The sequence below is a fragment of the Cytobacillus sp. FSL K6-0129 genome, assembly GCF_038007625.1.
Classification (GTDB): Bacteria; Bacillota; Bacilli; order Bacillales; family Cytobacillaceae; genus Cytobacillus; species Cytobacillus kochii.
In genome coordinates, this window is sequence record NZ_JBBOXM010000001.1 from 4,475,930 (window position 1) to 4,488,748 (window position 12,819).

8 protein-coding genes and 1 pseudogene are annotated in these 12,819 nt (G+C 30.4%); 4 read left to right on the forward strand and 5 right to left on the reverse strand.

Features of this window, described 5'->3' with window-relative positions:
• Window positions 1-47: 47 nt before the first annotated feature.
• From MHI57_RS22820 to istA, 4 genes and pseudogenes are all read right to left on the reverse strand, one after another.
• Entirely contained in the window at window positions 48-542 is a 495-nt protein-coding gene (locus MHI57_RS22820; RefSeq protein ID WP_340978688.1) for a site-specific integrase, read from the reverse strand.
• A gap of 558 nt (window positions 543-1,100) precedes the next feature.
• Entirely contained in the window at window positions 1,101-2,267 is a 1,167-nt protein-coding gene (locus tag MHI57_RS22825) for an IS256 family transposase (RefSeq protein ID WP_340978270.1), read from the reverse strand.
• Window positions 2,268-2,350: 83 nt separating this feature from the next.
• Window positions 2,351-2,917 (reverse strand): annotated as a pseudogene (locus MHI57_RS22830) (ATP-binding protein); the annotation flags it as partial.
• 45 nt (window positions 2,918-2,962) lie between these two features.
• Window positions 2,963-4,468 carry an IS21 family transposase gene (gene istA / locus MHI57_RS22835; RefSeq protein ID WP_340978273.1) on the reverse strand — a complete coding sequence of 502 codons (1,506 nt, stop codon included), beginning with the start codon at window positions 4,466-4,468 and terminating at the stop codon, window positions 2,963-2,965.
• A 395-nt stretch (window positions 4,469-4,863) separates the two neighbouring features.
• Between istA and MHI57_RS22840 the strand changes: the two genes are divergently transcribed.
• Window positions 4,864-5,556 carry a 4'-phosphopantetheinyl transferase family protein gene (locus MHI57_RS22840; RefSeq protein ID WP_340978274.1) on the forward strand — a complete coding sequence of 231 codons (693 nt, stop codon included), beginning with the start codon at window positions 4,864-4,866 and terminating at the stop codon, window positions 5,554-5,556.
• Here the strand turns inward: MHI57_RS22840 and MHI57_RS22845 are convergent.
• Complete coding sequence (locus MHI57_RS22845) at window positions 5,553-6,455, reverse strand: alpha/beta hydrolase (RefSeq protein WP_340978276.1); 903 nt, start codon at window positions 6,453-6,455, stop codon at window positions 5,553-5,555. The two genes, MHI57_RS22840 and MHI57_RS22845, sit on opposite strands and share 4 nt — an antisense overlap.
• A 651-nt stretch (window positions 6,456-7,106) precedes the next feature.
• Here MHI57_RS22845 and MHI57_RS22850 point away from each other — a divergent pair.
• The 3 genes from MHI57_RS22850 (at window position 7,107) to panD (ending at window position 12,792) form a co-directional block, all read left to right on the forward strand.
• Entirely contained in the window at window positions 7,107-7,802 is a 696-nt protein-coding gene (locus MHI57_RS22850; RefSeq protein ID WP_340978277.1) for a thioesterase II family protein, read from the forward strand.
• A gap of 10 nt (window positions 7,803-7,812) precedes the next feature.
• Window positions 7,813-12,258 (forward strand): amino acid adenylation domain-containing protein, encoded by a 4,446-nt coding sequence (locus MHI57_RS22855; RefSeq protein WP_340978278.1) that lies wholly within the window; start codon window positions 7,813-7,815, stop codon window positions 12,256-12,258.
• A gap of 171 nt (window positions 12,259-12,429) precedes the next feature.
• A complete protein-coding gene (panD, locus tag MHI57_RS22860) occupies window positions 12,430-12,792 on the forward strand; it encodes an aspartate 1-decarboxylase (protein WP_340978279.1) in 363 nt (120 codons plus the stop codon).
• Window positions 12,793-12,819 lie beyond the last annotated feature (27 nt).

Consider the following 12,819-nt stretch of genomic DNA (forward strand, 5'->3'; position numbering starts at 1 on the left):
AAACGCATACTTGAAAAACCTGATATGCGTATAATGATACTTGGGTTCTAAGCAGATAACATATTACCGAAAATAGCTGTTGTTACCTTGGCATCCTCAGAACGTAATTCTTTTGTTACATGTGAATAGTCTTTTAGTGTGGTTTGAATATCTTTATGTCCTAATCGTTCACTGACATAATAGATAGAAACCTTTTTGTAAAGCATTACACACGCATGAGTATGTCTTAACCCGTGTATAGTAATCGGCTTGATACCTAAATCGATCAGCTTTTTCCTTAAAAGTTTGTTTGCATTCGTATTGCTAATAACTTTGTATTTTGAGCCTGCACTGTAAAAAACGAGTCTGTATGGGGTATTAATGTTCATGCTTTTACATAATTCTTCAAACTTGGACATGGTGATTTCATCAACATCAATGGTTCTGATTGACTGTTCATTTTTTGTTGGTCCAAATCCTACTTCCATTCGATTGTTATATCCCCATGTCTTATTTACATTAATCGTATTGTTAAAGTCAAAGTCCTCTACAGTGAGTCCAATAAGCTCTTCAAAGCGTAGTCCTGTGGGTTAACCCTAAGAAAAGGAGGTAGTAACCTAGCCCTTTGTGAAGACGATTGAGGAGTTCTTTTAATAGCAACTCACTCTCACTAACATCAAGGTGTTTTTCGGCCCCTTTCTTTGCAGAAACGGTGAAATATAGCACAGCATTTCTAGTGAAGGCATGTGGAATGATATCTTCTTCCATTGCATCTTTTACACTGGCTCGAATATGAGTATTTACTTTCTCAACCGTTTCCTTTGCCTTGTTTTCTCCAAATTGATTCAAGAATGCTTGATAATTATTTTGTTTGATTTTCTGTAAAGGTTTGCTGCCAAAGTATTCTTTTTTATAGTCAAGTCCTTAATATTGTGTAAAATTCTAAACCACTGTTTTCAACTATTAATTAGTGATATGATTTATCCCCTTACATTTTTTGAGGGAATCTTCCATGGTTCTATTCCTTCATAGCCAGGGTGGGATGTCAAAGGCTCCTGACTTTGACAATCCACCCTGGCTATGAAACCATCTATAATGGAAGTTTCACTCAAATGTAGAGGCTATTTGCATAAGGATTTTCTCTTTGAGTAAACCGTTTGTTGATAATGAAGTAAGATAGCTCCCACTAAACGAAAAGCGGACTGAGTGTTAGGAAAAATCCGTATGACTCTATCCCTTCTGCGAACTTCTTGATTTAACCGTTCTAATGAATTCGTACTTCTTATATGAGGCCAGAGAGCTTGTGAATGTCCCATATATTGAATGGTATCTTCAAAGCCTTCATCAAGAATTTTTAAGGCGTTTGTGAATTTAGGGTTTTCACCGAATTGGTTCATAAGTTCCTCTTTGAAATTCCTCATATCCTCTATAGTTACCGCTTCAAAAATCTGATTGACCATCGTCCTAATATCACCAGAATCTTTCTTTGGGAGTTTCTCGATAATATTACGTTTAAAATGTACATTACATCTCTGCCAGCTAGTGCCGATAAACTCCCGTAGAATTGCTTTTTGAAGACCTTGATGAGCGTCTGAAATAACGAGCTTTGGAGACTGAAGTCCACGGGATTTAAGCTGTTGAAAAAATCGACACCAGCTACCATAGTTCTCAACATGATCAACTTGAAGACCAAGAATCTCACGAGTGTTTTTATCAGTCAGGGCGGTCGCAATATAGATCGCTTTGGAGACGACTCGATGGTGCTCACGCACCTTAATATACATAGCGTCCACAAAGATAAAAGGATAGTAGGAGACATTAAGTGGTCTCTTGGCCCAGGCGTTAACGATAGGATCTAGCTTTTGAGTAAGAGAGGAAACAAAAGACTTTGAAACGTTCTCCCCACAAAGCTGTTCCACAATATGTGTAACCTTACGAGTAGATATACCATTAATCACCATTTCGACCATTGAGATAACGAAGGCTTGATCACAGCGTGCATATTTTTCAAAAACGGAAGTTGAAAATTCACCATTTCTAGTGCGTGGTACTTTAAGTTTTAGCTTCCCAATACTCATCGTAAAATCACGTTCGTAGTAGCCATTACGATAATCTAAACGGTCAGTCGTGCGTTCGTAACCAGCAGCTTGTATATATTGATCTCTTTTTTTATCCATGTATTCATTTAAAACAAGGACAATAGCAGATCTAACCACAGTATCAATATTTGAGTTTATAACGGCTTCTTTTAAAACATCCAAATCTAGGTTAAACTGTATTTGAGTCATTCTTATTCCTCTTTCATTGTTTATCGTCGTTGAAAACAGTGTTGACAAGAAGGAATAAAATGACTCTTCTTTTTACACAATTATAAATCGTTTATTAAATGAAAGAACATGTTTGCCTCCTGCTGGTTCATCGCCATAAACATCAAATCGTCTATTATCACTAAAAAAGCCTCTATTCTTTTCATTCTAGCTTTCGATTTACGGGTAAATTCTTCGGTTTTTAGATTGTGTACCAAATCCCCCATTGAAGTGAAAACTGCCTTATATCCTTGATTTATAGCTTCAATACCTAATCCTATTGCCAGGTGTGTTTTGCCTACACCTGGCGGTCCTAATAGTATGAGATTATATAGTTGCTCTATCCAATTTAAGTCTTTTAATCTATTTAACTGCTTACTACTCAATGATTTCTGTTCTTTTAAATTATATTCATCTAACGTTTTATGGAAGGAGAATGTTGCCCACTTCATTCTATTGTTAAATTGCTTTTCTTCTCTACAGGCTTGCTCATATGCTGTCACATCAATTAAGAATTGTGTAAATAAATGGTCATTTTGTTCAGCTTCTCTGATTAAGATAGGGAGATGCTTAGCTGTCTCAACAAGCCTTAGTGATTTTAGAGTTTCTTGTAATTGCTGGAGTTGATTCAATAGTAATCACCCTCCATTAATTCAGTGTAAGTTTTCAACTTCCTTTTATATGCTTCTGTTTCTAATACCAGAATGGTTTACAGGTTTAATTTCTTTATCCTCTGATGTTTCATGTAACGGTCGCTGACGTTTAAGGTAGGCAACGATATCGCTGAAATCTGTTGCACTATATAACTTTCTTTTTACACATTCCTCTAATGCTTTGGATAGTAAACCCGAACTTGTCTCTTTTGTATCCCGTAGTATTATTTGTAATATATCTTTAATATATCTAGAATATTTTTCTCTAACCTTGTTAATATATTGATAAGCTAATTCTTTATCTTTAAATTTAAGAGCTACTGTTTCTATAAAAGAATCTACTCCTTTGTTACGATTTCTACTATGTTTCCGATCTTTAATTAGAAGACCTTTTCCATCAGGTATAGAATGTTTAGCTATTATTTCACCAGTTTCCGGTATATAAACAATTAATTGCTTATCCTCTGTTTCTTTCACACAAACCTTTTTTCGTTTGTTAAATGTACCAAGAGGAAGAGAATACCTATTAGATTGATAGCGAATGGTGTTGTCCTTATGGACATGTCTTGATATACTTGTATCATGGTTATTTGAAATATTTATTTCATGGGAGACTGGCTTTAAGTGTTGCTTTTCGAGGAGAAACACTTCTACCGGTCTCTTTTTTGTCGTATTATGAATTTTGCAGTTGCCGGTTCTAGTTAACCACTGCCAGTTCTGCTCATTCCAAGAATCAATATAATGAAAAACTCTATGTTTCGCAAAGTTTTTCTTCACAAATCCAACTACATTCTCAATTCTACTTTTGCTTTCTGGGTCTGCCTTACGACATACCCTTAAATTGATTCCTCTAGACTCCCGATAATATTGGAACTCTTTTGTTAAGATTAAATCTCCACCGTTTTCACTTATAACCATCAAACTGTCTTGGTCGTATACAAACTCATTTGTCATACCGCCGAACCAGTTAAATGCATTTTCATGAGCTTTGATTACATCTTGTGTAGTAAATGGTCTATCCAACCATTCTGTGTATTTATATCTACAATGGGATAAAACAAAAGCAATAAAACTAAGTTTAACTTCTTTATTATCGATTGTATTTTGCTTAGTGTGTCCAAAATCGACTTGGAGTTGTTCCCCCATTGATGGATCTGGAATAGCTTCATACGATCTAGGTAAGGTAACTTTATCAATCTCATACTCTTCTCTTAAACCTTTCACATATGTCCTTACTGTACTTTCTCCAATTTCAAAGTCATCATACTTTTCTTGTAACCAGTCTAGCACTTGAGCAGCTGACATATCAGGATGTTGTCTAAGCCATGATAAAATAAGTTCTTTGTGAGGATCCAATAACTTCTTTCTAGTCTCTAATGAGTCAATCCAATCTGACATTTCCGAAGGAGTTTTCTTCAAACGTCTATATACAGTTGTTAAAGATATATCTAACTTTTCTGCAATTTTTGTTTTACTAAATCCTTGCTTTAATAACTGTTGTATTTCCATGTACATTTCCCACTTTTCCACCTTTTCTGACCTCCACTGTATAGTTAAATTACTTCTACATTTTACAGTGATAGGTTAATATATTTGGCTGGTATATTTGGGTAAATAGGTGTTCCATCTTATCAAGCAAAAACTGTACACTTTTATTTTAGCAGTCACACCAGCATATAAACTGTTTTAAATGTTGAAAAATTGTTTTATATTGATTGTAATTACAATTAATTTAAATGAACTTTCATAACATTTTACTAAGATGTATCAATCAGTTTGGATTGTCTTAAACACTAACTGAATTTGCCGATTAAACTTTGCAGAACCTTTTGGGATGAATAAGCTGCATTAATTTATTTGATAAGAAATATAAGTATAGTTAATATTTCCATAGCAAATTAACTTTGTTGAAGGAGCGAATGCAAATGCAGATCTTTGCAGTTAGAGTACCCAATCGTATTTCGGTTGACTTAATAAGTATCTTAAAATCTAACCTCAATAAGAGGAATGTGAAGTATAAACTAACTAAAGATCTAGTGAGGACCCTAATTGGGGAGCTAGTTGTCAGAGTAGAATTTCTAAAAAGATACAATAATAGAAATGAAGAAATTATATTTATAACGAATAAATACGGTAAACCATACATCGAACAACAGATTGATTTTAAATTTAATGTTTCACATTCTAATGAATGGGTTGTTGTTAGTATTGATAATGAGGAAAATGGGATAGATATTGAAGAAATTTCACCAATATCCTTCCATGTTGCAAAACATTTTTTTTCTCAACAAGAATATATTGATTTGATGTCTATAAATGAAGAGATACGAATTCAATATTTTTATGATTTATGGACTTTGAAAGAAAGCTATATAAAGGCTGTAGGAGAAGGATTACATATTGATTTAGATTCGTTTACGATTAGAAAGATAGGAACTTTTATTTCTATTAGTAAAAGAGAGAGTAGAGGGGAACCTTATTTTTTCAAGCAATATAATATAGATGAAAAATACAAACTTTCGGTTTGCTCGAAACAATCAACATTCCCCGATAATGTAATTTTTTATGATTTTAATTATTTATTAGAGGTTTTTTTAACATTCATTACAATTGATTAAATAAAATTAGTTTTATTTATCATTTCAATGATTTCATTAGTAACTAAATTTGGCTGGTCTAAATGTATATCATGACTAGCATTTATCGCAAAAGTTAATTTTGCATTTTTATAGAGGTGTTTTTGTTCAATAATTAATTCATGCCATGTTTGCTCTAATAGTTCAGCTTCATTAATTGGATTTCCGAATTGCACACTTTCAGATACACACATTCCCTTATCGCGGCCAATGATGGTTACTGGAAAAGCACCCCGAAATTTTATATTTTTTATTATCTCTGCATCACTTTTCCAGTTTTCTATCTCCTTAATCATTGTTTTATATAACGTAGGGTTAGTGTAAAATGCTATTATTTTTTTTTGTGTTTCTACAGATAGCATTCTTTGCTTATCGGTTAAAATTGGATTTAAAGTATTATAAAGTTCTTCAGGAGAAAGACTTGAATATCTTTTACACTTTTCAATCCATGCAATATCAGAATCGTTTTCATTCATATACGGTAATTCTAATTGGTCTAGTTTGTGTAAATTAACAGAAGTTGAATCTAATAATAACAAACCTCTTATTTTATCTGGGTATAACTTTGTGAAGTGCTGCGCGCACAACCCCCCATATGAATGACCTACTAGAATAATCGGTTCATTAATATCTAAATATTCTAATAAATATATTATTTCTTGGGTAACTTTAAGCGTTGCACGTGTGTCGTTTGTATATTCGCTTTCACCCAATCCTGGCCTATGGTACATTAAGACTCTATACTTATTTGATAGTTTTGTGATAATTTTATCCCATTCGTATATTGAACAACCCATTCCAGATAGTATTAAAATAGTTGGTTTGTTAACCCCTTTGTATAAAATTTCGATTTTTTTATTGTTTATATCAATATAGACCAAAAATAACAATCTCCTTTTTTATTTTTTTGAATAGTCTTATTATAGCAGGTTAGGAATTAGATAATATACCTTTTTATATTTTCTTACTTTATAGAATGGTACAACTTTTACATCTTGATGTCTCTGTTCTTATTTAACTTAAGGGCCATCTAACAACGAAGTTGGTGTGGACTGACATGCAATAGATCCGTATTCTTGTCGGATGTTAAGTAATTGTACCACGATCCAACCTTATTTGACGGAATCGGTTTTTTCCACTGAAAAAATTTCAGCTTGTCTCGAACTAATAACTTTTCTCCTTGGTTAGTGAAGTTAACCACTATGTGTTAGAATCTCTAATTTCTAATAATTTGCCTCATTTTTTAACCTTTTACCCTAGTTTATATTTGATGAATCTTAATATGCTGTTCTCACTACTAGTAAATATTCAATTCACTATCCTACCAATATTCGTAAAGAATAATGTATTATCTGTCCTAAATGAAGAATGGAAAAGGGTAAATTAAACTTCAAAGTTACCTGTCGAATGTATAAATATAATGTTAATTTAAGAAAGTATAATTGTAAAATTGAACTATAATTCGATTTATTTTTAATATTAGAGAATTTATCATATAATGTAAATTAAAAGAATACTTAAGGGGGAATTAAATGATTTTAATATGTTTACCTTATGCTGGAGGTTCTTCAGTGAATTACTTACCTTGGCAATCGAAAATTAATCTCAAAATAAAATTACATCCTGTAGAGTTAAAAGGTAGAGGAAGAAGATTAAATGAAGGGTTACCTTCAAGCATAGATGAGGTTGTAGAGGATATATTTAATAAGGAATTTTTAAATCTTATAAATAAGGAAGAATATGCTTTATTTGGTCATAGTATGGGTGGGGTTATAGCCTATGAACTATATTTAAAGACACTTAAACTAGGAAAGCGTTTACCGAAACATATATTCTTTTCTGGGTGCGAAGCTCCATATACACGTTCAACTAATGATATTTCTCATAATTTACCTGATGAAGAATTCATTAATAAAATAGTCAATTTAGGTGGAACCCCAAGGGAGGTTGTGGAGGACATCAATTTTAAAAGGTATTTTCTTCCTATTATAAAAAATGACTTTAAAATACTAGAGAACTACAAAACTGTTTTTAAAGGTGAGTTACTGTGTGATTTTTCAATTTTATATGGAAATAAAGACTATACCATTACAGTCGAAGGACTTAAAAGTTGGGGGGGATATTCAAAGAATAAATTAAATCTATATAAGTTCGAAGGAGACCATTTTTTTATAAATACTGATGTTGATAATATTTTAAACCTAATTAACAAAATACTAACTGATTAAGGAGGTACTTATGAGCGAAAAGAAAATAAGACTCAGTATGTCTCAGAAGAGAATCTGGTACACAAAGAAATTATTTCCGAATGATTCTATTCATACAATAGGAGGAACTTTATATATTGATGGAAAAGTGGATTTCCCTATTATAAATAAAGCTGTAAACTTTTTATTTGAAACAAATGAAGCATTAAGAGTGGATATTTTAGAAGATAATGAAAATGTAATACAGGTCATTCAAGATTATAGTTATAAAGAAATAGATTTTAAAGATTTTAGTGAGATGCCTAATCCAGAAGAGGAATTTAAAAAATGGTCAAATCATAAATTTGAAAAATTCCATAAGAATAATGAATTGTTTAAGTATTTTTGTATTTGTAAGTTGGCTGATTGTAAATATAATGTTTTGGTATGTTTAGATCATATTATTTCTGATGGTTGGTCAATCAATATTTTATTTGAGGAATTAATTGAAAGAATAGATAATTATGAACAAAAAATAAAAAAAACAAATGATAGGTTGTACGAAAATTTTATAGAAGATGAGTATGCTTATCAAAAGACTAAACGATATATTAAAAATAGAACATATTGGAATTCTGCTTTCAATAATCTAGAGGAGCTTTTGATTAATAGCAGTTCAAAGAAATTAGAAGGTTCTAGGAGTAGGTTTTATGTTGATAGTATTCTTATGAAAGAAATAAATGAATACGTATCGAAAAAAAATATATCTGTTAATTTATTCTTTATAACGTGTTTATATATATATTTGTCTAAAACAAGTAAAGAAAATGTTATAGCTTTGCCAATATATAATAGAACAGGTCCGTATAAAAATTTGGTTGGAATGTTCACTAATATTCTCCCTGTAGTGTTTTCGGTTAATCCGTTTAAATCGGTTAACGAAATTTATAATGAGGTTAACTCAGTGTTAAAAAAATCCATGATTAATCATAAGTACCCATATGATTATTTGCTGAGAGATTTAAGTGAAAAAAATGGACGTATAGATAGATTGTACAATATTACTTTTAATTACCACAATACGAAGTTTTCGAATTCATCAAACGACATAAACACAAGGATAGAAGAATTATATGCAGGAAGTCAGACTTACTCTTTGCAAATGTCTGTCAATCAATGGGAACAAGATAACACTTCCATTGTTTTTGACTATAAAATAAATGATTATTCAGAGAATGATATTGAGTATTTTTATAACAGTTATGTAACCCTAATTAAAAATATATTGTTAGAACCAAATTTAAAGGTGAAGGAATATAAAATTGAGTCAGATGAAGGGATTGAGAATAAGCTAACTAATATTAATGATACTAGTATTAACTATCCAAAAGGAAAATCTATTTACCATCTATTTAATGAAATAGTATTATTAGAACCTAAAAGAGTAGCTATAAAGTGGAATGGTAAAATGTATACTTATAGAGAATTATCAGAACGAGTTCAAAATTTTTCTGAGTTCTTAAGATATAAAGGTATAAAATTAAATTCTAGAGTCGCTGTAATTGCGAATAATTCACCAGAGCTGATTATTATGCTATTAGCTATAATAAAATGTGAAGGTACATTTATTCCTATAGATGCTAATCTACCAAAAAATAGAATTAAGTATATTTTAGATGACGCAGAGCCTAACTTAATATTAACAAATACTATCCTAGAAAGTGAGGTTACTAATAACCGAAACTATTATAATTATTATGAAGTTGTTATGGAGAAATATACATACGATAATTTTGACGTTCCAATCGATAACACGAAATGGATTTCCTATATTTTGTATACATCAGGATCTACAGGAAAGCCAAAAGGCGTGTTAATAAAAAATGAGAGTATAATTAACTACATAAATTGGGCGAAAAAAAGTTATATAAATGGAAGAGAGGTTTTTCCGTTATTTACCTCTATTTCATTTGATCTAACGTTAACATCGATTTTTACTCCATTAATTAGTGGTAGTACATTAAAAATAATCGATGAGAGTCAATTTGGATATAGTATAATTGATGTTTTTATGGACGAGGAACTTACTATTATTAAATTGACCCCTTCACATTTGAAAGTTCTTAAAGAATTAGAAATTAAGAAGACTTCATTAAAATTATTAATAGTTGGTGGTGAAGAACTTGATGTAAAACTAGCTAGGAACATTTATCAGAAATTTAAAGGAAATATAAAAATAATAAATGAATACGGTCCGACAGAAGCTACTGTTGGTTGTACTTACTATTGTTTTAACTTTAATGATTCCTATTCTTCTGTTCCAATAGGAAAGCCTATAGATAATATGGAAATATACATTTTAGATGGTGACAATAATATTGCAGCTAACGATGTTATTGGAGAGATCTGTATCGCTGGGGTAGGGGTAAGTGCTGGATATTTAAACGATCCCAAATTAACAGCTAATAACTTTGTTTCAAATTTTTTTAAAACTGGTGACGTGTTATATAGAACAGGGGACTTGGGTAAATATTCTAGAACTGGTGATATAATTTATATAGGTAGAAAAGATAGCCAGATAAAAGTAAATGGTTACAGAATTGAAGTAAAAGAAATAGAAAGTGTTCTTTTAAATAACCCACTAGTAAAAGAAGTATATGTTGGTGTGCTATCTAGGAAAGAAAATATAATATCAGCATATATAGTTAAGAAATCAGAGAGTTTAACCTTGGAACAAATCAAACACTGGTTATTAGAATATTTGCCAATATATATGGTACCGAAAAACATAAATTTCATTGACAAAATACCTTTGAATATTAACGGTAAAGTTGATACTTCTTATATAGAAAAGTTAGATAAACAACAATTTAGTGCAATAAATAAAGATAACGACATTGAAACTTTGAATAGCAAAGAAAAAATTCTATTAAAAGTTATAAAAGAGATTTTCTTACTAGAACATATTTCCATTTATGATAGTTTTTTTGAAATCGGTGGAGACTCAATTAAAGCTATACAAACATCAGCTAAATTAAAGTCAGAAAATATAGATTTGTTAGTCCAGGATATTTTGAAACTAGATACATTAAGAGAAATTGCAAAGAAAATGGAATATAATGATAAGAAAGAAAATAATCAAGATATATGTTCTGGCACTATTGAAAAAACTCCTATAATCAATTGGTTCTTTTCTTTAGAAGATGATAATAAAAATCATTGGGTTCAATCTGTTTTAATAAAATTAAAATTTAATTTAACGACATCTCAAATTAATAATATAATTGAGGTCTTAATAAAGCATCATGATATGTTAAGGGCTAACTATAACAGGGAAAAAGAATGTTTTTATTACAATAACACACATTTTAATAATAAAGGTTTTGTTGAAGAATACGATCTTTCTAATTTAAATTACCTAGAACAAAATAAAAGAATAATAGAGATTGGTAAGGATATTAAGTCAAGTTTCGAAATAGAAAATTCCTTATTGTTTAAAACTAGTATATTAAATCTGGGAGATAACAATAAACTAATACTATTCGTGGCCCATCATCTTGTGATAGACGGCCTCTCATGGAGGGTAATATTAGAAGACTTTTCAAATACGGTATTACTGATGAAAGAAAAAAAACCTCTTGTATTACCAAGTAAAACTCAACCTTTTCAGAGTTGGGCTAAATCGTTATTGCAATATAAAGGAAAAATAAATAAAGAAATAAAAGAATATTGGTCAAATTTAGATGATATTAAACCGTTTAAGAAGAATTTTGACGTAGTTACTTATAATGACATTTCAACAGTTAACCTAGCTATAAATGACACTAAATTACACTCACTAAAAAAATTGCAAGAAATTTATAAAATGAACCTAAATGAGTTGTTAATTTTCCTATTTGTATATAGTTTAAAGGAACATAATAAAAATCAATCAGTTTCAATGGACATAGAAACACATGGAAGAGATTTAAACTTAGATGTTTCTAGAACTGTTGGTTGGTTTACCAATTTTTATAACTCTACTTTTGATTTAAATAAAAAAAATTTAAAGGAAAATCTAAAATATTTCAAGGAGGTTTATAGAGGAGTACCAAACAATGGTTTAGAATATGGGCTGTTGAGTAATTCATTTCAAGGTTTTATTGATAACTCAAGAGGAGACTTTAGATATAATTATTTGGGAGACTTTGATAATGCTTCTAATAGTGTGTTTAGCTTTCTTAATATAGATACTGGCGAAGATATTGCTTTATCGAATAATTTCTATTATCTGATTGATATAGTTGGAATGAAACTCAACAATGAAATTAATTTCTCTCTAAGTTTCAGCGAGAAAAACATTAGCTTCAAAAATGTCATTAATTTAACTGAAACCTTTAATAACAATTTGGATTATCTTGTTGATAGTTATGATACCGATGAAATTGTGTACTCAAGATCAGATTTTAAGGAAGTGAGTATTTCACAAGATGAGTTGGATATTATATTTGATACTTAATGTACTTTTTGTTGTTAAAGATATGAGATTATTCTGTATTTTATTCCTATACTTATATAAAAAGTGTTTATGCAAATGACTAGTATACTTTCGAACGTCCAAACAGTTAATTTTTAGAGTGCAAGTATTTTCAAGGAATTATGAATATCAATTATTATGGGAGTGATATATTTGTATAGAGAAATGCTTAAATCAAAGATTCATAGAGCAACAGTGACTGATGCAAATCTTAATTATGTTGGAAGTGTTACAATTGATAAGGAGTTAATGGAACACGCAGATATTTTACCTAATGAAAAGGTTCATATTGTAAATATTAATAATGGAGCAAGATTCGAAACTTATGTAATAGAGGGTGAACGTGGAAGTGGCATGGTATGTTTGAACGGAGCGGCAGCTAGACTAGTTCAACCAGGTGATTTAGTAATTATCATTTCCTACAGTTTTTTTAAAGAAGATGAAATATTTAATCTTCAGTCTAAAGCAGTATTGGTAGATGAAGAAAATAAATTAAAAGAATTAATAGAATACTAAAGTCTTATTATAAATGAGTTTGAAGGA

Bases quoted from the DNA above. Each gene is read 5' to 3' on its own strand.
- MHI57_RS22825 (WP_340978270.1), bottom strand. From the start codon at position 2,267: ATGACTCAAATACAGTTTAACCTAGATTTGGATGTTTTAAAAGAAGCC.
- MHI57_RS22850 (WP_340978277.1), top strand. From the start codon at position 7,107: ATGATTTTAATATGTTTACCTTATGCTGGAGGTTCTTCAGTGAATTAC.
- MHI57_RS22855 (WP_340978278.1), top strand. From the start codon at position 7,813: ATGAGCGAAAAGAAAATAAGACTCAGTATGTCTCAGAAGAGAATCTGG.
- MHI57_RS22840 (WP_340978274.1), top strand. From the start codon at position 4,864: ATGCAGATCTTTGCAGTTAGAGTACCCAATCGTATTTCGGTTGACTTA.